At 48.8% G+C, this 21,092-nt stretch carries 19 protein-coding genes; 1 reads left to right on the forward strand and 18 read right to left on the reverse strand.

Annotated elements, in window-relative coordinates; all coding sequences use genetic code 11:
• Positions 1 to 491: 491 nt before the first annotated feature.
• From ACO9K6_RS11755 to ACO9K6_RS11780, 6 genes are all read right to left on the reverse strand, one after another.
• On the reverse strand, positions 492 to 1,586 hold the full coding sequence (locus ACO9K6_RS11755; protein ID WP_424767753.1) for an RES family NAD+ phosphorylase: 1,095 nt from the start codon (positions 1,584 to 1,586) through the stop codon (positions 492 to 494).
• Complete coding sequence (locus ACO9K6_RS11760) at positions 1,587 to 2,522, reverse strand: sce7725 family protein (protein ID WP_424767754.1); 936 nt, start codon at positions 2,520 to 2,522, stop codon at positions 1,587 to 1,589.
• Positions 2,504 to 3,373 (reverse strand): sce7726 family protein, encoded by an 870-nt coding sequence (locus tag ACO9K6_RS11765; protein ID WP_424767755.1) that lies wholly within the window; start codon positions 3,371 to 3,373, stop codon positions 2,504 to 2,506. Before ACO9K6_RS11765 ends, ACO9K6_RS11760 begins: the two co-directional genes overlap by 19 nt.
• A 131-nt stretch (positions 3,374 to 3,504) precedes the next feature.
• Positions 3,505 to 3,984, reverse strand: a complete 480-nt coding sequence (gene rlmH / locus ACO9K6_RS11770) for a 23S rRNA (pseudouridine(1915)-N(3))-methyltransferase RlmH (RefSeq protein ID WP_424767756.1) — start codon at positions 3,982 to 3,984, stop codon at positions 3,505 to 3,507.
• 3 nt (positions 3,985 to 3,987) lie between these two features.
• Positions 3,988 to 4,155 (reverse strand): CxxH/CxxC protein, encoded by a 168-nt coding sequence (locus tag ACO9K6_RS11775; RefSeq protein WP_424767757.1) that lies wholly within the window; start codon positions 4,153 to 4,155, stop codon positions 3,988 to 3,990.
• Positions 4,156 to 4,551: 396 nt separating this feature from the next.
• Complete coding sequence (locus ACO9K6_RS11780) at positions 4,552 to 5,928, reverse strand: S1C family serine protease (protein ID WP_424767758.1); 1,377 nt, start codon at positions 5,926 to 5,928, stop codon at positions 4,552 to 4,554.
• A gap of 169 nt (positions 5,929 to 6,097) precedes the next feature.
• Between ACO9K6_RS11780 and ACO9K6_RS11785 the strand changes: the two genes are divergently transcribed.
• Positions 6,098 to 6,319 (forward strand): hypothetical protein, encoded by a 222-nt coding sequence (locus tag ACO9K6_RS11785; RefSeq protein WP_424767759.1) that lies wholly within the window; start codon positions 6,098 to 6,100, stop codon positions 6,317 to 6,319.
• Here ACO9K6_RS11785 and ACO9K6_RS11790 read toward each other — a convergent pair.
• The 12 genes from ACO9K6_RS11790 to ACO9K6_RS11845 all read right to left on the reverse strand — a co-directional run bounded on the left by ACO9K6_RS11790 (position 6,288) and on the right by ACO9K6_RS11845 (position 21,067).
• A complete protein-coding gene (locus ACO9K6_RS11790) occupies positions 6,288 to 7,094 on the reverse strand; it encodes an MBL fold metallo-hydrolase (RefSeq protein ID WP_424767760.1) in 807 nt (268 codons plus the stop codon). The two genes, ACO9K6_RS11785 and ACO9K6_RS11790, sit on opposite strands and share 32 nt — an antisense overlap.
• Positions 7,095 to 7,159: 65 nt before the next feature.
• Positions 7,160 to 7,882, reverse strand: a complete 723-nt coding sequence (yycI, locus tag ACO9K6_RS11795; protein ID WP_424767761.1) for a two-component system regulatory protein YycI — start codon at positions 7,880 to 7,882, stop codon at positions 7,160 to 7,162.
• 34 nt (positions 7,883 to 7,916) lie between these two features.
• Positions 7,917 to 9,449 carry a two-component system activity regulator YycH gene (yycH, locus tag ACO9K6_RS11800; protein WP_424767762.1) on the reverse strand — a complete coding sequence of 511 codons (1,533 nt, stop codon included), beginning with the start codon at positions 9,447 to 9,449 and terminating at the stop codon, positions 7,917 to 7,919.
• The gene (gene walK / locus ACO9K6_RS11805) at positions 9,446 to 11,293 is read right to left on the reverse strand and encodes a cell wall metabolism sensor histidine kinase WalK (protein ID WP_424767763.1); all 1,848 of its coding nucleotides are present in this window, start codon (positions 11,291 to 11,293) and stop codon (positions 9,446 to 9,448) included. The genes yycH and walK overlap by 4 nt, the downstream gene beginning before the upstream one ends.
• Before the next feature lie 2 nt (positions 11,294 to 11,295).
• The gene (yycF, locus tag ACO9K6_RS11810; RefSeq protein WP_424767764.1) at positions 11,296 to 12,054 is read right to left on the reverse strand and encodes a response regulator YycF; all 759 of its coding nucleotides are present in this window, start codon (positions 12,052 to 12,054) and stop codon (positions 11,296 to 11,298) included.
• A gap of 179 nt (positions 12,055 to 12,233) precedes the next feature.
• A complete protein-coding gene (locus ACO9K6_RS11815; protein WP_424767765.1) occupies positions 12,234 to 13,802 on the reverse strand; it encodes a peptidoglycan DD-metalloendopeptidase family protein in 1,569 nt (522 codons plus the stop codon).
• 141 nt (positions 13,803 to 13,943) lie between these two features.
• A complete protein-coding gene (locus ACO9K6_RS11820; RefSeq protein ID WP_424767766.1) occupies positions 13,944 to 14,669 on the reverse strand; it encodes a hypothetical protein in 726 nt (241 codons plus the stop codon).
• Positions 14,670 to 14,835: 166 nt separating this feature from the next.
• Positions 14,836 to 16,122: an adenylosuccinate synthase gene (locus ACO9K6_RS11825; protein ID WP_424767767.1), complete on the reverse strand. Its 1,287-nt coding sequence runs from the start codon at positions 16,120 to 16,122 to the stop codon at positions 14,836 to 14,838.
• 189 nt (positions 16,123 to 16,311) lie between these two features.
• Positions 16,312 to 17,673, reverse strand: a complete 1,362-nt coding sequence (gene dnaB, locus ACO9K6_RS11830) for a replicative DNA helicase (RefSeq protein ID WP_424767768.1) — start codon at positions 17,671 to 17,673, stop codon at positions 16,312 to 16,314.
• Positions 17,674 to 17,741: 68 nt separating this feature from the next.
• Entirely contained in the window at positions 17,742 to 18,185 is a 444-nt protein-coding gene (gene rplI, locus ACO9K6_RS11835) for a 50S ribosomal protein L9 (protein WP_424767769.1), read from the reverse strand.
• Entirely contained in the window at positions 18,182 to 20,143 is a 1,962-nt protein-coding gene (locus tag ACO9K6_RS11840) for a DHH family phosphoesterase (RefSeq protein ID WP_424767770.1), read from the reverse strand. The genes rplI and ACO9K6_RS11840 overlap by 4 nt, the downstream gene beginning before the upstream one ends.
• Positions 20,144 to 20,161: 18 nt before the next feature.
• Complete coding sequence (locus ACO9K6_RS11845; protein ID WP_424767771.1) at positions 20,162 to 21,067, reverse strand: DUF2232 domain-containing protein; 906 nt, start codon at positions 21,065 to 21,067, stop codon at positions 20,162 to 20,164.
• Between the last annotated feature and the right edge of the window lie 25 nt (positions 21,068 to 21,092).

Below are 21,092 nucleotides of genomic sequence, written 5' to 3' on the forward strand. Positions count from 1 at the left end.
ATTTGTGGCATTTTTCAGCTTAACGGGTCTATTGGCGAAAATCTCTCAAAGTGTGTCGCGCAACAGCCTTTGATGGTCCCTAAAGTAACTATTTCTGCTTCCCTGAAGCTCTACACTTATGGGACAAAATAATCCATACGATATTTAAGTAACTATAGTATGATTGTGGTAAGAAGTTGGATAAAGGAGCGATATTATAGATATCACCGAAGCTGCTGAACTACGAAAAAAATGGGGCAACAACTCTTGCAGTCACCCACATGTAGTCAGTGAAACCAGTCGTCATGGAAAGACTGGGGACTATGTCTGTACGACCTGTGGAGAAACTGGATGAGGGGAAAACTGGGTTGAAGATGAACGTCGCGCGCTGAAATCAATGGGCGATTAACATCGAGTAGCAAAGAGAACGCCGTGCTGAGCGTTCTCTTTATTATGGCTTGGTGAAGCACTAAATTGGATAAAGTATGTAAATAACTTTTAGTTTCTGTTTTCTATATTCTTTCTTTTTCAAATTCCAGTTCTTTAATATGATATACTTCAACATCAGTGCACTCAAAAAGCTCTGGGTAAAAAATTGCTAAATTTTGTCCTGTCAGATTAATTGTGCTATTGTACTCAATTCCGGCGTACTCCGGTTCACCTTCACGCAAGATACTTTTAATAAAGTCGGCTATGTATTGTGTCGGTACGTAATCTAAAACACTATCACTTCTTCTCAAAGCACGTCCAATCTCCATATTTATTCGCTTCAGGTGCTCTTTATTGATTGCATGCTCCACAAAGTCGCAGCCATCAATAAACGGACTGATATGGTCAATTGCCTTTAAATCAACGACAACTATGTCCTGGATTAATTCAAACTTCCCTATCGAGACATAATCAAAGATACCAGCCCGCACCTCATGAATCGTAGTATCCAGATCATTCGCTAAATATAAGCAGCGTATACCAGCTGAGTTCGCTCTTCCTGCGGTCACCTTATCTGATTGAGGAGCCCCCATTTGATCTAAGGGAAAACCGTCCTCCGAGGAAATACGTCCTCTGAAAAATATTGATCCCTTTTTGTATACTTTTCGAATGAAAGAGCAATAACGATTGAGGACTGTTAACTCAATTTGATTTGAGTGAAATCTATTATGATTTTTAACAACCCCTACAAAGTCATCCCATGAGTTTGAACGCAGTAAAGAGTGGTCTTGAAGGTACTCTTTATCATTTAGCTCTGCTATACCAACCCGTGCATCAAACAAACTAGACATACTTGAATATTTTTCAGCACATAGTGCACGAATTATTCGATACACATCTGTCGATGTTAACTTATCATTGAAGATATGCCAACGATCTGTGAGTTCAGTAACTAACAATCTCTTCTCATCATCTGGAAAATCGGAAGGAAGCATTGACTCAGGCGTATATATTTCCAATAATTGCTCAAAGTATTCTGTAAGTTCTGAATGTATATCTGTATCATAAATGAATGCTCTTCTTTTTCCGCAAATAGGACAGGAGCTCTCTAATTGCCCCAAACCTTCAACAATAGGCTTTAACTCCCCGTCAATAATGCAGTGGCTACAAAATTTCATTTACTTTACCCCATCCACATACCGACTCATAAGCTCTAAGTGATGCATTATAGATAGCTTCTTTACTATTCCTAATCCAGGGTATGACCGATTTCTGTACATATCTTCAAAAGATCGAACTCCAAATGTATCAAGTTTCTGAGTTTGGTTCCATATGACCAACTTTTCCAAAGCCTCGGCAAATTTACCTGCAGGATCTGTGATGTCATCATTTGTATCAGATACAAAATGTCGAACTCTTAGGGTCTGATCAACCGCAATATATACGATATGAATTGCAATCGCATACGGAGCAAATCCAGACTCTGAATATCCATTTCCAACAACTGAATAATCTGAAAAGGCCAGATACCCTTCTTGCTCGTAGTACAGGTGATCCGAAGAAAAATGTTCATCCTCTAGTTCTAAATAGTCTACGTTGCGGCTCTTTTTAGGATAACGATCTTCGAACATTACCCTCTGTTCTGGCATTCGTCTGCGAAATCCGCTTTCATCTCGTATAAAATTAAATTTTGGAGAGCTGGATGCATAAGCAGATTCAAAATAAGAAATCGAATCTTGATTGATGCTTATGGTGGCAATGTCCTCTTTGTTTACTCCTTGACGCTCAAGGGAAGAAAGACGTGCTAATAAATTGGCATCAGTATAAAGAAACGATAGAATATTAGATTTTTTAAGTATTTCATAAAAACGGTCCTTATCTTTTTCATATTTCTCATCGGCTATGTCCTTGATCATGCTTCCAACCTGAGGATTTCGAACCAGACCCAAAGTACGATCCTTCTCTTGAAAGAATGCCATGGTTTTTATCAACGCAGAAGATAATTTAACTGGCTCAACAACTGGCACTACATTTCTACTTATCAGCGATTTTTCGAGAAGTTCTCTTATAGCTATGAGTTCAAACTGTCGACCTCTCAGATAAGGGAAATACATGAACTAGCCTCCTTTTGTTGCAGAAATGTGTGAAGCCTTCTATAATCATCTGTTTTAAAAGCAGAAAAATAAACTAAAAACTTTAATTCATACGGAATTTGACTATACAATTCTACATCAATTTGGCCACGTTTCTTTAATGTAGCTATAAAATCCGTATAAACCATGATGGTATCAATTTGGAGAAATAATTGTCTACAAGCCTTATAATATTCGAATTGGGATGTTTCTGGAAGGACTCCTAAGTGTTTTATGATGATACTTTCGTACTCATTTTTTCGAAGTACTTTAAACATTGTATCTTTATTTAAATGGTCGACACATTCTTGAGGCTGTTTTGTCTCTTTAATTGTACCTTTCTTGGTTAAAGCATATATACCTACAAAAGAACCACCTAGTCGCTTTTGTATTGAATCAATATGGTTCTCAGAAGCAAGAATAGACACTCGAGAAAACGCTTTATAATAATTCGTAATTTGTGACTCAAGGCGATCAAGATTATCTAGCTCTGTCTTTATTTCGTAAACAACAGCATGTCCATTAATCAACACAAAATCAGCTTTAGATTTTCCAACGGAAACCTCTGTTAAAGCTGTCGTTGTTGTGGGCTTGTGCACACCAAGAAGCAATTTATTTAGAATCGTATTTTTGTAATAGTACTCGTTGCGGTATTCTTTTTTAAGTACGGTATATATTTCACTTATCAGTTGCCTGTTGTCCTTACCTAAGGGGTCAGTAATATATCTTCGGATTGCGTTAGCGTATACATCACTGTAGTTACTTTCTACAATCTCACGTAGCGTGTTTCGTGTAAACACACGATTTAAGAGAATGGAATTATCTATACTCATGCATTTACACCTTCTCTCTAAACGAAATTCAGTTCACCTTATCCATTTGTTTTTGCTCTTCAATACAGTCCGCAATTCTTATATACTCCAATTGTATAGCAACTCAAGTACTACAACAATCATTTTTCGCCTTACTTATGATACGGTTCCCCCCGATTTATCTTCACCGCCCGATAAATCTGCTCCACCAGCACCAGCCGCATAAGCTGGTGCGGCAAGGTCATGCGCCCAAAGCTCAGCTTCTGCTGGGCGCGCTTGAGCACAGCGGGAGCCAGACCATTGCTCCCGCCAATAACAAAAGCCACGTGGCTGCGCCCATACGTGGCTAACTTATCGAGCTGGCCCGCGAGATCCTCGCTGGACCAGAGCTCGCCTTCCAGCGTGAGCGCGACTACGTGCGCCTCAGGCTTCAGCTGCGCTAGAAGCCTCTCGCCCTCTCGCTCGCGCACAATGGCCTCCTCCGCCGAACTCATCGTCTCCGGAGCCTTCTCATCGGGCACTTCCGTGAGCGTGAGCTTCACGTAAGGCCCGAGCCGCTTGGCATACTCTGCGATGCCAAGCACCAAATACTTTTCCTTCAGCTTCCCTACGGCAGCTATCTGTATATGCATACGCTACACCACCAGGAACGCGGCGGCATCCTCGCACAAATCGCACTTGCGCGGCGGGTCCCAATCCGCAAATTCCGTCTCCTTCAAATCCACCACGTCCGGCGCATCCTCATACTCATCCACAAATCGGTCCAATGCCCGCTCAATACACGCTTTACATACACAATACATGGTCTACACGCTTCCTATCCCTAGTTGATGGTCGTCCTACTTGTCTACACCCAGCATATCAGAAAATACCCGCCCCTGTGAAGCCAGCAAACAACACCCGCTTCCCTATCCGGTTCCATCCTCTATTTTCACCCACACGATAATCGCAGCCAGCCGCACCGTTTGAGTCTCATCCATCCCCCGGTCACTTCCTGAGCAGAGGGGATAGTGGACCAAAGAAACCGCACCCCTAACACCGCCCCTGCAAAAAACAACCCTCTACCCATCATCGCCTGCCCTGCCTCGCTCCTCTCACGCACATAAAAAATACCGCAGCACGCAAACGGTTTCCCATTCGCACACTGCGGCAAATTGCGATAAATCCAGCAGCCCGCGACACAATGCCGCTCCTGCTAACTACTCTTCCTCTTTCCCGTTCTCACTAAGCTTCAGCTTCGTCACTTTCAGCTCGCCATCCCGGTAAAAGCTTATCTCAATCTCGTCACCGATCTTCTTCGCCCCGTACAAATATTTGCGCAGCTCCATCGTGCTGCCAATCGACTGATCGTCCAGCTTCACGATTACATCGTTGAAGGCAAGACCGGCTTCCATAGCCGGGCCTACAGCTTCAAGCACAATAACGCCGTCAAAAACCTCATCCGGCAGCTTCAGCTCAGCGCCCCCGACCTCTTCATCTGCAGCATCCTCTTTCCCTTTGCCGCTATTCGATTCCTTTTCATCAGCCGGAGCATCTTCACTCTCATGACCGAATTCATCGATCATCACCTGCTGCTGCCAATATTGCTCCAAGTCCATCGTATAGACGCCGAGGTAAGGACGAGGCACGTAGCCGTGCTCCAGCAGGCTCTCTACGATAGGCATCGCCAGATTGATCGGGATCGCGAAGCCAATGCCTTCTACGCCGAGATCAGCAATTTTCATGCTGTTAATGCCTACTACACGGCCATTCAAATCAATCAATGGTCCTCCGCTGTTGCCCTGGTTAATGGAGGCATCAATCTGAATAACCTCCTGCTCCCAGTCATACACCCCATCCTGGTTCAAGGATACCGGCACGATTTGCCGCGTTTTGCTAACGATGCCCGAGGATACCGACTCCCCTAGACCTAGCGGGTTGCCGATAGCAATTACATACTCCGCTGCCCGCAGCTGCGAGGAGTCTCCGATCTCTGCAACGACGTCAATTCCCTCCGCATCAATCTCCAGCACAGCCAGATCCGTAATTTGATCTTTGCCGACAATACGCGCTTCCCGTCTCTCGCCATTCATCAATACGGCCTTCACTGCCTGCGCATTATCGACCACATGATAATTCGTCACGATAATCGCTTTGCCATCCCGTTTATCGATAATAACGCCGGAGCCAACACCCGCTTCCCGCAGCGTACCCTGGCTCTCATCGCCTTCCTCCAGCGGCTTGCCGTTGCCGATGCCAAGCGAGAACATCTGCTCATTAATGATACTGACAACAGCAGGCCTTACCTTCGCAGAGGCTTGCACAGGGCGCTCCATCGGATCAACCGTCTGAATGATGCCAGACGCCGGCACAGATGTTCCCGCCTCGCGGCCAATGCCATCACCCCCGCCAAAAAACAGACCGAACAGCAGCGTTGCGGCAACCGCGCTCAAGGATGATGATACGAATGCGATACGGACATTAGACCACTTCCGCCCGCCGCTTTTATATGGAAAAACAAAGTCTCCCCGCTTGCTCTCGCGCGAAACGCGCCTGGATACTTTGGTCGAATAGAAATCATCATCGAATAGGCCCATGTTAATCGCTCCTCTCGATGCCCCGGGACATCAAGACTATTTTTTCAATCTAGGAATGTTTTCGGAAGAAATGACTAAAATAATAATAGATTCGGACGTCCAGAAACGAATAATACAATAAATATTTTTCAGCACCCGTTTCCCCGTCCTAAAAAGGAGAGATGCTAATATGAAAGGCAATACGCCATCTGCTTGGGAGCACGTTCAACTCGCTGCCAAGCTTGCAGATCTAAAGGAAGATCACTATCGGACCGTTCTTACCTTAAGCGCTATGCTAGAGCTGTTCATAGACAAAGGCATTATTACGAGAGAAGAGCTAAGCGCCAAGGCCGATGCGCTTGACGCACAGCTGGAATCGCTTATTTCTGCCTCAGTTCATCCCATGGCGTAGGCTTATCGTAGTAGGTTGGCCGCAGCGGGTTGTCAGCCTTCTTAAAGAATATTCCGTTGTCTTCTAGTATAGTATTCACCGTCATCATCGCCAAGTCCATTAAGTTATGATCCAGGCTGAGGTGAGCCAAGTATACACGCTTCGTTCGGTCCGTCATGAGCTCAAGCAGCGCTTCACCCGCTGCTACATTCGATAAATGACCAACATCGCTCAGGATGCGGCGCTTCGTATTCCATGGATATCGACCCATTCGCAGCATTTCTGTGTCGTGGTTGGACTCCAGCACGAGCACATCCGAGTCAATGATATGCCGCTTCACCTTCTCGCTGACATAACCAAGATCGGTCGCCAGGCTCAGCTTCTCGCCATTCTCTACGAAGCAATAGCCCACAGGCTCCGCCGCATCATGGGAAATCGGGTACGATTGCACCCGCATCGATCCGAACGATACTTCTTCACCCGTTTCCATATAGATCCGCTTCTCCGCTGCGATCTTCCCGACATGCCGTTCCATAGCGCCCCATGTAGCAACATTAGCGTAAATCGGCAGCTCGTACTTTCTTGCGAAAGCGCCCAAGCCTTTTATATGATCGGAATGCTCATGCGTGACTAGCAGCGCATCCAATTGGTGGCCCGTCACGCCACGCTCCCGCATAAGCTCGTCCAGTTTCTTCGCACTCATTCCAGCGTCGATAAGCACCGTTTTCTCTTTCCCCTGCACGATCGTCGCATTCCCCGTCGATCCGCTTCCCAATACCGTAAATCGTAGCCCCATAATAAATTCGTCCTGTCCCTTCTCCCGCTACCCTTAACGCTTACCGTTCGCAGCCGTATCCTCTTTCACTCATCTGTCGCGACTTCCCCGCTGATCGCATGCACATAGTAGGGAGGCCTGTTCTCCAGCAGCACCCGCCACGATGGCGCTGACACCTGCTTCTCCGAATCAAAAATTTGACCATGATACCCAAGCTGTATATCAGCAATAACCGCACCATCCGGCAAATACGTATCAATCAGACTGGCCACTACCTTCGTTGCAGGCAGCACCTGCTTGGCCTCCCCTGCTCCAATCAGCTCGACCCGATCCTGCTGGAACGCCGTTATTTTCTGATTGCTGGTATAGAGCTCCAGCCTTACATCGAACATCGGACGGCCCTCAACCACCCGATTTAGGACAAATACATCGACTGTGCTGTTAAGCGAATCATACACATATTGATCCAGATCCGGTATTTGGCCGCCAAGCGCCTTCACTAATTCCGATTTTGTAAAAATCACTTTACTGTCTACCGGTTTTTCCAGCACAACCGGCTCTTGCTCATTACGGATGTCCGATTGGAGCAAATAGGTTAAATCGCCAAGCTTCGGGGTTTCCAGCGGCAGATTGGCTTCCAGCGAAATGCGCTTCTGCTGCATCAGCAGCAGCTTATCCTGCGGCAGCTCCGCTGAAGCCACATTTACATTCAGCTGCTCTCGAATATCCATCCAGAGCTGATAACCCAGCAAAACATTGAGCAGCAGAAACGAAATAATGAGTACATTCTTCGCTCGTCCCCAATCCACACGCCTTCACCTCCATCCGCCAATCGGCGACTAATTACTCATTACCGCTTCCCCGGGCACGGAATAATGGTCCGGCCTCACTTGCCGAAATCTCCGCTTCGCCTATCATCGTTGCTCCTTCAGCCTCAGAAAGCCCATCCACACCAACTGAATCGCGCACTCCCCAGACCGCCATGCCTGCAGCTGACCCGGCTTGAACCGCTTGCGAGGCATCAGCAGCTTGTTCTTCTGCGGCCGCATTAGACAATAGCCCCTTAGGAGGCTCATAACCGACCGAATAGGCGTCGGCCAGTACTTCCTCCGTGCCGTCCATTAGCCGGACCGCCCATACGGGATTAAACCGTAGCTTCTTGTCGTCCACTGGCAGTGCCTGCAGCGCCGGGAACAACGCAGTCACCTCGCCGCGTCTATCGTAATTATTAAGAGTCGCCTGCAGCTCCTCACCGCCAGGCAGCCAGCGGACATTGCGTGATTCCGAGCGCGGCCCTAATGTCAGAAGCGATCTTGCATACTCCGTCACGACACCCTGCTGCACCGTCAGCCGCATAAAGCCATAACGGAACGGCGGCGCCTCAATAATAGGATACTGCTCTACATACTGCTTGAATCGAATATACTTGCCCTCGCCCTTAGGCTCTGAGTTTACGAAGCGGTGAACACCGTCCCAGCCGCCATGCTGATTCACGAAATCGACGGAGGCATACACGTTATCGCTGAGCAGGTTCTCCGAGCTTTGCGGGGCTGCCGGATCCGTATAGCTGATCCACATGCCGTTTTGCTCAACCTGAAGTCCACGCTTGCCATCGGTAAATATTTGCGATCCGCTCCGATCCTCGAACGCTCTGGTCGTGCTTGGATCGAAGAATAGACTTCTTTGCATCAAGTCGGGCGAATAAATCTCGTACGGGAACACCATATCGGTCGTTTGTATCGGAGCAAGCGGAACATAAAGCCCGTCTGCCGTCATGGTGTATTTAGGCTGAAACTGCCCAAAGCCGACATAGTCCTGCACATCGCGAACCGTCAGATCGGCCCGCACCGACTCATATACCATCTGACCGTCTGCGCTGAAGAAGAACGTACGGATTTCCTCCGTCCCTTTTGTCTTGAAGATCCAAATGCGATCAATCGTCTCATTCAAAAACAACAGGTCACCTTCCAGCTTCAGCAGCTTCTGCAGCAGCTCAACCGGAATGCCATTATCGAACCGCAGCTCGATGCCGATATCATTCTTGCGAACATCCTCCCAATCCAGTATATCCGCCGGACTGCGCTGGAAGCCCTTGAACTCCCTGCCCTGAATCCGCTGATTCAGAATCATTTCGTAGAATTGCGTTCCCGGATAAATGACCGTATGCTGATTGCCGCCTAAGTGAATGACGAGCTCTGCCGGAAAAATAACGCTTTCCACGCTCGCCGTCGGACCCATCGGCTCCGCATTCACATAATCCTGGTCGCTGCGTACCGTAGCGCCAAGCCCTGGCATGCTGTATGCGAGCAAGTAGCTCTGCAGAAGACTTAGTACTACCAGCATCACAAGCGCCATGGTTTTGATTTTCTCCTTCACGCCGGCTCACTCCCTTCCCGCAGCAGTGGCAGGGTGAATGTTACCGTCGTTCCCTCATTCAGCTCTGAATGAAGCGAGATCGTACCGCCATGCGCCTTCACAATTTCCCGGGCAATCGAAAGCCCAAGTCCCGTTCCTCCCATATTGCGCGAGCGCGCCTTGTCTACCCGATAGAAACGGTCAAAAATAAGATTTAAATCCTTCTTTGGTATACCAATTCCGGTATCTTTGACGCTAATGGCTAGAACGGATGAGTCATCCTGTTTCTTCGCCATCAATTCAATCGTTCCGCCGTCCAGCGTATATTTGATTGCATTCGAGAATAAGTTATCGAGCACCTGATCAATCTGATCACGGTCAAGCCAAGCGGAACGCAGTCCGCGATCCACTCGAACCGCTGCTTTAATCGACTTCTGTCTAAGCTGGAATGAGAAGCGGTCTGCCACCTCATCGAGCATATCATGCACATTCGTCTGCCGTCGTCTAAGCGGCGCCTGATTGGAGTCAAGCCGCGATAGATGCAGCAAGTCGGTCACAAGCCGGATCATCCGCTCTGTCTCATTGCTAATGACCCCAACAAACCGCTCGGACAGCTCCCGCTCCTCTAACGCGCCGTCATTCAGCGCCTCCGCATAGCTCTTAATCGTCGTAAGCGGTGTGCGCAGCTCATGTGATACGTTCGCGACGAATTCACGGCGTGATTGCTCCAGCTTCTCCTGCTCGGTAACATCCTGCAGTACAGCAATTGTACCGGTAATTCCCTTGTCACGACGATGAATAGGCGTGAATGTCGCCCTTAGTACGCCTTCGCTGCTGTCGCCAAGCCCCTGCTTATCGGGGTCGCGCTCAATAAGCAGCGTCTGACCGCGTCCCTGCTGCAGCTCCTGCAGCTTTTGCTCAGACAGGTCGAACAACTCGGACAGCTCGCAGCCCTCGCAGGTTTTCACATCTAGCAGCTCTAGCGCGCGCCGATTCCAGACAATGACCTTGCCGCGCTCATCCGCCGCAACAACGCCGTCACTCATATTCGAGAGAATCGAAGTCAGCTTCTCGTTCTCTTCCTCGTTAACCGAGAGCGCATCCTTCAAGCGAATGGTCATATCATTGAAGGCCATGCTCAGCCTGCCGATCTCGTCATCCCCCAGCACCGGCACCTGCAAATCGAATTTCCCGTCGGCGACCGCCTCTGCTTGCCTAGTCAGTCCCTGAATCGGACTCGTAATCGTATGGGCCAGCAAAATCCCCAGCACACCGGTCAAGCCAAGCGCAATCAGCGTCCCCGAGAAGAAAATTTGGTTAACGCGATTCACCGTATCATACAAATCGTTCATCGAAGCCACGACATATACCGCGCCGACAACCTTATCGCCCAGTGTAACCGGCTGAGCAATCATTTTCTTCCTCGTATTATCTTCATCAATAATTTCTTCTTCATTATCCGAAATATTTTGCAGCGCCCGGCTGACTGCGAGCGATTTATTCTTCTTGCCGATATACGACTGTTGGCCCTGAAGAGAGGTCGCCACCACGCGTCCGTTCGAATCAAGCACTTGCACCTCGGCGCCGCTAATACTGAACAGATTGCGAACCACCAGACTAAGGTCCTCTGTTGTGCTCTCCGCCGAGTCGCCCTCCGGGTCTGGCTTAGCCGCCAAGCTTGGCGCCGCGAACTTGGACAAAATATCAGCCTGCTCTTTCAAATTGTTCGTGAAGCTGTCATTCAGCGAGTTTTTAACCGTGCTGATGAAATAAACCCCGATGAGCTGCATCGCCACAAGAATGAGCAGCAAATAAATAATGACCAGCTTAACCTGTATCGTCCGGAAGAAGCTTTTGCCCTTCATCCTTAACCGAAGCCTCCGGTCTTGCCGTTGCGCATCATGTAGCCGAGACCGCGACGGGTCATAATATATTCGGGACGACTTGGATCATCCTCGATTTTCTCGCGCAGCCGGCGAATCGTCACATCAACCGTACGCACATCGCCGAAATATTCGAAGCCCCATACCGCCTGCAGTAAATGCTCGCGTGTCATTACCTTGCCGCTGTTGCGTGCCATATAATAGACAAGCTCATATTCGCGATGCGTCAAATCGAGCGGCTCACCGTCCTTATAGACCACATACATATCCGTATCGATAAACAAATTAAACAATTTGAGGCCTTGCTGCTCCGACAGGCTGTCAGCGGCGCTTGCTCCAATCACGACACCGCTTATATCCGCGGTTATCGCTGCCGGCTTCTGCTGCCTGCGCAAATGCGCCTTCACACGCGCCAACAGTTCTCGCGTGCTGAAAGGCTTCGTTACATAATCGTCTGCACCAAGCTCGAGTCCCAGCACCTTATCAATTTCTGTATCCTTCGCGGTAAGCATAATGATCGGCATTTGCAGCTTGGTCCGCACCTCGCGGCATACATCCATACCATCCTTCACCGGAAGCATAAGATCCAGCAGGATCAAATCAGGCTTCTCCTCGAAAGCAAGCCTTACCGCTTCGCCGCCATCGAAGGCGCATATCACCTGATGCCCTTCCTTCTCCAAATTAAACTTCAGTATATCTGCTATCGGCTGTTCGTCATCGACCACTAATATTTTTCCGTGCATCGCTACACCGCCCGTCGCTTGTCCTTTGTCATACCTTCTATTTTAACACACGTTAATACGGACTTCACAATGAAACTTCCTTCATGTAAGAAAGGCTTTTCCTTCCTGATTCGAATGAAAAAAAGAAACACTCCGCTTGCCGCGAAAGTGTTTCTCCTTTATCCTATTCGGGTATAAATTTATAAGTACCTTAACGGATTTTGCATTACGCCATCCTTGTGGACCTCAAAATGCAAGTGTACCCCTGTGGAATTGCCCGTGCTGCCCATAATTCCGATTTTCTGGCCCTTCTCTACAATGTCGCCTCTTTCTGTATTGTAGCTGTTCAAGTGACCATATACGGTTTTGTAGCCATTCTTATGATTTATAATAATCGTCTTGCCGAGGCCCGGCTTCGTACCGACAAACTCTACGACACCCGTGTCCGATGCAAGAATATTTTTATTGCCTGTCAAGTCAATACCATTATGATTGCGTCCCCAGCGTTTACCGAACTTGCTTGTCAATCTGTAATTCGATACTGGCATAGCGAAATTTCCGGAGCCTTCGCCCAGTACTACCTTCGTGCCGCGTTCTACTATTTTAGGAGTCGCTTCCTTAATGATTTCCTTCGTTAGCAGCTCTTCGGTAACCACATAACCATTCTGCTTCACGATCTGATAAGTCATTCGCTTGGAGCCTGCCGCGCCTTCGGAAATCGTCTTCGATTCACCGACACGCATTTGCGCATTTTCCTTCACTTCAACTGGCGGCTCAATCGATTCAATCTCGATTAAATTCTCAACCGTCTTCACTGTCAGCTCAGGCTTCAGCACCGTGAGGTCGAGCACATCCCCAACTGTGATTTTATCATCCTTGATCCATGAATTATTCTCATAAATCACTTGTGGCGAAATATCAAACTTCTGAGCGATACATCCGACACAATCGCCTTCTTGCACCGTATACTTCGTTGGCTGGATGCTGCCTTGAATGAGCATCTTGTAGATCGCTTCCGCTTCCATGATTTGCTCTGGATCGGCATCTACGGTCTCCATTAATACGGTCTCGACAAAATCCACTTCCGTTACCTTGCGACTAGGCGTCTTTGCATCTGACTTAGGCGCTTCGTCGGCCTCAGCTGCAGCATTGAACGAAAGCGACCTAACCTCTTTCGCGTTCTTCTGCGCTGCTGCAAGCCCTGGCGCAAACTTGCTTTGGACGCGCAGCAAAACCTCATCTGCCGTCTGTTGATCCTTAACTACTCCGATTACCTTGTCATTGACCTTCACTTCAACGCCTACCGCGTGAGAGGTGAACATGCCCTCTAGCTTCGCGAGTGTAGCCTCGGTTTCCGGCACCGCTTTGAAAGCACTGTCGGCTTCATACGTAATCGTACCCGTATTGAGAATCATGTTAACATTTGGATTAGATTGTTGTACTTCCTCAGTTTTTAGCAGAACTAGCTGTTCTACTGCATCTGGACCATTTACGGTTCCAACGGCTGTTCCGTCCTTGTATACGTTATAATATTCGACTGTGTTTGCTTGAACATAGTTGTTCACGCTAAATCCGGCTACTGTGAGGAGTACGATTGCCACGCCCGTGAGCTGAACCGGCTTCTTCCGCCAAAAAGCTGCGGTTGCCTTCTCGCTTACGGATTGTTGATTAGTCTTGCCATTCAAGTGTTTCGATCGGTCACGTCGAAAGTATTGAATCGTTTGATTCCACACCTTATGTATCCGACCCTTGTCCCTGAAAACGGTCATGATTGTCTCCTTTTCGCGCTTATGCAACGTTTATTCCTGCTTCTTACAATAAAAAAAGACGAATTATCCTGTCGGATCACTCGTCTAATACTTTATCACACGTCCAACAAACTGGGCAACCTATACTCGTTTTTCAAAATATTAATATTTTTTCAGAATATCCATCATTTGCTCATATTCAGACTTGTCGAGATGCTGTGCCATAATTTGCTGAATGTCCGTCAGTTCCTGTTCAGATAAACCATTTTCTACAAATTCAGAGATGGTTTGCCACGACTCCTGAGGCAGCTTGGTCATCAAAAGAGCAAATAATCGCTCCTTGTCCTCGTCGCTCATTTCATTTTTCACATCCGCCAATTCGTCCGTCGTCATGGCCGTTTCTGTGCCATCTCCACCAACCGCTCCCTCTTGAACACCACCCTCCTCAGACGCTGCCCCGCTATCGGCCTGGACACCTCCGCCGATCCCGATATCCGTCAAAGGAGGCTCCGCTATTTCTCCAAAAGCATCAACGGCAAGCGGCGGCTCCCCTTGATCACCGCTTTCGGCACCAGTAAGCGGCGATTCCGCCACCCCAGTCGTGGAGTCCTCTTCGGACGAGGCTCCTATCCCTTCTGTCACAGCCCCTTCCTCTTCACTTGCGCCCTCTTTATCTGCAATATCCGTTGTCATTAATGGATCCGCGCCCCAAAGCTTGCCCCATACGCCCGACATTGCCATCGGCTTGACCTCAATCGGAAGATTAAATTGCTTTAGTAAAGTATCCACATAGCTCGTAACAATATATCCCGTTGTCCATATCGACAGGAAGCTTAATAAGAGACCTGCCGCAATCAGCTTAGCCAGCCACCCCAATTTTTTCAACATCTCTCTACCAATCCTTTCAGCAGACAGCCGATAACTTCCCATTCTATCAGCTGGAGCACCCATAATCTGTTATTTTCCAGTATGGTCAAGATTAGAAGAGTACATTCTTATTCACAAATGATTTAAAAAAAAGGATGACCATGGAGGTCATCCTTACCTGTCATTCCTATTCGTAAATCGGGCGAACCGGATTTGTTTGTTCGCGGTTGCGGCCTACCGAGAAAATCGCGATTGGAATGCCTGTCAGCTCAGCTACGCGATTTACATAGTTGCGCGTGTTCTCCGGCAAATCCTCCAGCGTCTTCGCGCCAGAAATATCCTCCGACCAGCCTGGGTGCTCTTCATAGATGGCTTCGCATTGAGAAACCATTTTGAGGCTTGCAGGATACGTCTCAATCACTTCGCCATTCAATTTGTAGCCTGTGCAAATTTTTACCGTTTCAAGTCCTGTCAGAACATCAAGCGAGTTCAGCGACAGACCCGTAATCCCGCTTACGCGGCGCGCATGGCGCACAACAACCGTATCGAACCAGCCTACACGGCGCGGACGGCCAGTAACCGTGCCATATTCATGGCCTTTATCGCGAATAAGTTGACCGATTTCATTGTCCTGCTCCGTAGGGAACGGACCATCGCCTACGCGAGTCGTATACGCTTTGGCAACGCCAATGACCTGTTGGATCTTCGACGGACCTACACCGGAGCCGATACATACGCCGCCAGCCGAAGGGTTGGAGGACGTTACGAACGGATACGTGCCCTGGTCAATATCCAGCATGACGCCCTGAGCGCCCTCAAACAGCACCTTCTGACCGTTGTCAATCGCATCGTTAAGCACAACGGAGGTATCTGTTACATAAGGACGAAGCACCTCAGCAAAACCCAAGTATTCGCGAACGATCTGCTCTCCATCAAGCGGCTCGCCGCCATAAACTTGCTGGATCAATTGGTTTTTCTCCACAATGATGCTGCGGACACGCGCTTCGAACTCTTCCGCGTCCATTAAATCAGCAATCCGGATCCCGTTACGCGCCGCTTTGTCCATGTAGCACGGACCAATTCCTTTGCGCGTTGTGCCGATCTTGTTATCGCCTTTGCGGTCCTCTTCCAGACAGTCAAGCACCAGATGGTAAGGCATAATCACATGTGCGCGATCGCTAATTTTCAGATTATCTGTCGAAAATCCGTTTTCATGGATATAGTTAATTTCAGCAATCAACGCTTCCGGGTTGATGACCATCCCGTTGCCGATGACGCACGTTTTATTGTGATTGAAAATACCCGATGGAATCATCGTCAATTTATATTTTTTGTTATCAATAAGGATCGTGTGTCCGGCATTGTTTCCTCCTTGGTAACGAGCGACGACGTCGGCTCCCTCTGCCAAGAAATCCGTGATTTTGCCTTTCCCTTCGTCTCCCCACTGCGTACCAACAACAACAACCGTAGACATAATCATACCCCCGTCCGGCGTATATAAACACCGAAAATTACCGTCCTGACCTTCTAATCTCAACTGCTTTCATATGAAAACAATCTAAACGAAGTCAAAAAGACAGCATTATTAGTTTAGCAGTCCCTATTGGAGAAGTCAAACAAAAAACGAACAATTACATGGCAACCCATGCAATTGTTCGTGAATTTAAGAAGCGTGCGACGGTTCTTCATGGGTTCGGTCGAGACTGACAAATTTATTGAATTGCTTTAGAAACGCCAGCTCGACGGTGCCCACAGGACCGTTACGCTGCTTGGCAATAATAATCTCGATAATATTCTTTTTCTCTGATTCTTTATCATAATAATCGTCCCGGTAAAGAAACGCTACGATATCGGCATCCTGCTCGATCGAACCGGATTCCCGGAGGTCGGACATCATTGGGCGCTTGTCCTGCCGCTGCTCAACGCCCCGGCTTAGCTGCGAAAGCGCGATAACCGGTACTTCAAGCTCACGTGCAATATGCTTCAACGTACGTGAAATTTCAGATACTTCCTGCTGCCTGTTCTCGCCCGCTTTGCCGCGGCCTGAAATAAGCTGAAGGTAATCGATCAGAATCATGCCCAAACCGCGTTCTTTCTTCAGACGACGGCACTTGGAGCGGATCTCCGCAACGGTTATACCCGGCGTATCGTCAATATAGACCTCTGATTCGGACAACGCGCCAATCGCCATCGTCAGCTTCTCCCAGTCATCGCCCTCTAGATGGCCCGTCCGCATTCGCTGCGCATCGACATTGCCTTCCGCGCAAACCATACGCTGCACAAGCTGTGCAGCGGACATCTCCAGACTGAAGATCGCTACGGTCTCGCGGGCGCGAACGCCGACATTTTGGGCGATATTAAGGGCAAATGCCGTTTTACCTACCGATGGACGGGCTGCCACGATAATCAGATCGCTTCGTTGAAAGCCGGCCGTCATCCGGTCCAAATCGGTAAAGCCTGATGGAATGCCGGTTGTACCGCCGCGATTTGAATACAGCTGTTCTACCTTCTCGAATACCTCCATCAGCACATCTCGTATAGAGATAAAGCCGCCGCCCGCTCGGCGATTCGAAATTTCGAGTATTTTTTTCTCTGCATCGCCGAGCAGGACACCTACATCCTCCGAATTGGCGTAGCCGTCGGATACAATGTTGGTTGCTGTGCGAATAAGCCGCCGCAGCATCGATTTCTCTTCTACGATTTGAGTGTAATAATCGACATTCGCCGCCGTAGGCACGGCATTGGCAAGCTTAGCCAAATAGCTGACCCCGCCAATCTCCTCCAGCAGATGCCGATCCTGCAGATGAGCAGTCAAGGTGACAAGGTCGACCGGTTGGTTATTCTCCGCGATCTCAACCATGGCTTCAAATATATGTCTATGAGGACCGCTGTAAAAGTCTTCGCTGCGCACCCGCTCCATCGCCGTGATGAGCGCTTCAGCCTGCAGCAGCACCGCACCAAGAACAGCTTGCTCAGCCTCGAGGTTTTGCGGTGGGACACGGTCAAACATCAGCTCTGTACTCATGGGTCTCTCCTTTTCATAGGTTTGCACAGCAACTTACGATTGCTCTTGCATTCTATGTTCTATCCAGCTTATTCCTCTGCCGCCTGCACGCTTAGCTTCGCCTTCACTTCCGGATGAAGCTTTACCACAACCTGCGTAACGCCAAGGGTACGAATCGGTTCCTCGAGCTCGATTTTACGTTTGTCGATCTTAATGCCTTGCGCCGCTAGCGCTTCACCAATTTGCTTGCTTGTAATGGCGCCGAACAATCTGCCGCCCTCGCCTGCTTTCGTCTTGATTACGACTGTAAGCTCACCTAGACGCTTTCCAAGCTCCTGGGCATCTTCCTTTTCTTTCTCCTTACGTTTTACCTCGGAAGCATTCTGCAACTCTAATGTCTTCAGGTTGCCGTCGGATGCAAGTTTAGCCAGTCCCTTCGGCAGTAGAAAGTTGCGCACGTAGCCTTCGGAAAGGTCCTTTACTTGACCCTTCTTCCCTTGTCCTTTAACATCCTGCAAAAAGATTACTTTCATTCAAATAACCCCTCTTCCGATTCAATTTTTTCTAAAACTTTCTTCAGTCGTTCCGCAATTTCTTGTACGCTGCCTTCGAGCTGGGCAGCGGCATTCGTCAAATGCCCGCCTCCGCCCATACGCTCCATCACAACCTGCACGTTCATATGGCCAAGCGAACGCGCGCTAATGCCAATCAAGCCGTCAGACCGCTCTCCAATGACAAAGGAAGCAAGAATATCTGTCATATTCAGCAGCGTATCTGCTGATTGCGCAATGAGAAGCTGCGAGTATTTACGGCCGCTCTCCGTTACCGCAATCGCCACATGCTCATAGAGTACCTCGGCGTGCTTAATAATTTCCGCTTTGCGCACATACTCCTCGAGATCCTCCTTCAGCATGCGCTGAATCATCATCGGATCCGCGCCGTTTCGGCGCAGGAAGGATGCGGCCTCGAACGTTCTCGCGCCTGTCCGAAGCGAGAAGCTCTTCGTATCTACCGTTATACCAGCAAGCAGCGCCGTCGATTCTCGAATATCGAGAACGACGCGGTCATGAATATACTGCAGCAGCTCTGTTACAAGCTCACAAGTTGATGAAGCGTACGGCTCCATATACACTAACATGGCATTCGCGATAAATTCTTCGCTGCGGCGATGATGATCAACCACGACAATTCGCTCTGTCAGCGTAAGCAGCTTCGGCTCCTTCACCATGGACGCTTTATGCGTATCCACAACGACAGCCAGCGTCTGCGGCGTAATGAGCGCCATCGCCTGCTCTGGCAGCACAAAACGCTTGGACAACTTCTCGTCCTCTCTAATCAGCTCCATCATCTTCTCGATGGCCGGATTTACACCTTCCAGCACGATGTAAGCCTCTTTGCCGAACAACTGCGCCGCTTTCAAAACGCCAATTGCCGCGCCAACAGCATCCATATCAGGCATCTTATGCCCCATAATGACCACATTGTGGCTTTCGCGTATAAGATCCCGCAGCGCATGCGCGACGACTCGCGCTCTTACGCGCGTTCGTTTCTCAACAGCGTTGGATTTGCCGCCATAGAAGGACTGTCGGCTGCCAACCTTAACTGCAGCCTGGTCTCCGCCGCGGCCAAGCGCAATATCGAGACTCGTATGCGCCCACTGCCCAAGCTCAATGATATTCTCAGCGCCAGCTGAAAAGCCGATGCTGAGCGTAACCGGAATTTTATGATCGCCAGTAATTTCTCTTACTTCGTCCAGCACGATGAAACGCGATTGCTCCAGCACTCTAAGCGTCTTCTGATCCGTTAAGAGGAGAAACCTATCGCTTGTCAGCCGCTTTAAGTAAATATGATATTTCTGCGCCCACTCCGTAATCTCTGCCGTTACCTTCGACAGCATCGAGCTGCGCTGATGATCATCTAGTCCCTGCGACACTTCCTCGAGATTATCGATCATCACCACGCCGAGTACGAGCTTCTCATCATCATATTTACGGCCTAATTGCCAAAGGTCCGTAATGTTCCTCACGAACAAAATACGCTCCTTCTGATTAAAGATCAGCTGGTACACCTGTGAGCCGATCGTCGCTTCGATCGTGCCCTCGCGTTCCTTCGCCTGCTGCAGCGTCGGGAACAGCTCCGTTAATGGGCAGCCAATCACCGATTCCCGCTCCAGCATGCCAGCTACATAAGGATTATGCCACTCCACCGTTCGATCCTCATTATACAAAATGATACCGAAGGGCAGCTCTGATATGACATCATTGCCCGCCTTCTTCACCCGATAGGACAGTGTCCCCAAATAAGCCTTCAGATCTTTACGGAACGCACGCTCGGCCATGATGGTATAGACCAATACCCCGGTTGTCAGCAGCAAAGCCAGCAGGCCAAGCCACCATACAAACCAAGCCAGCGCCACTGTCATGAGGGCCATGACGAGGAAAGCCCAAATTTGATGCATTCCGTGCCAACGTGTTACCAAAAACTTCGGCATTTCCGATCCGCTCCTGTGCTATGGTTTCGTAAATGACTTCCGGATGGGGAAAGCGGTATCCAGCACGCCGATCAAGCTCAGCGGCGGAAAGATAAGCACCGGTATAGCAATAAGCACCGGTATCGCCTTATTCCATCCCCGCTGTTGCGCGAGGAAGAAGAAAAATCCGACAGCCTGAAACGCAAAAACAAAAGTAAGCAGAGGCACCAAATTCATTAATGCAACCGCAAAAAAAGAATCGCTTGTCGATGATGTAAACATCTCAAATACATAGGCAAGCAGATAAATAATAACCAGCACGCGGGGCAAACGCCATTCTCTAGCACGCGTAAACTGCGGCACCTCTGGTCCTCCGCTCCACTTCACTGCTCTGCGCGCGATGAACTGCGTGAGCATCGTATACCCAAATGCGATCATAATGAACATAACCGGAATCGAGTTCACCATCATGCGAATGAACATTTCAGTAAATTCCGCATTCCAATCCTGCGGCAGCAATCCTTGTGACAACAAATTATTTACTGTTTCTCTGACTACCGAGCTCATCTCGCGGATCAGCGAAATATCAAGCAGCAGCTCGAATAACAGCAGCTCCAGCATCAATTGGGCTAGAACCACAACCCCCACAACTCGAATGATCCTCGAGGCGGGCGCTTGCTTCATATACAAATGACCCATCACGACAGCTGGTATGAGAAAGAAAAAACCGATAATAAGCAATGCTGGTCCACCGAGCAGGAAGGCAAGCAGCCAGATGGGAATAAGATGAAGAACAAATGATTTTGGCGGCAATGTCGTGTAAAGGACAACATAGGGCACCATCAACAACAGCAGGGATATCAAATTCAACAACGGTACAACAAGGGACAATAATAAAAGGAGTGCCGCACAGCTCCACAGCACTGGTTTCAAGCCGGTCTTCAAACCGTTCACCTCTTGCGTATTTAAT

Origin of the sequence: Paenibacillus praedii (assembly GCF_049725345.1) — a bacterium.
In the GTDB taxonomy this organism is placed as follows: Bacteria; Bacillota; Bacilli; order Paenibacillales; family Paenibacillaceae; genus Pristimantibacillus.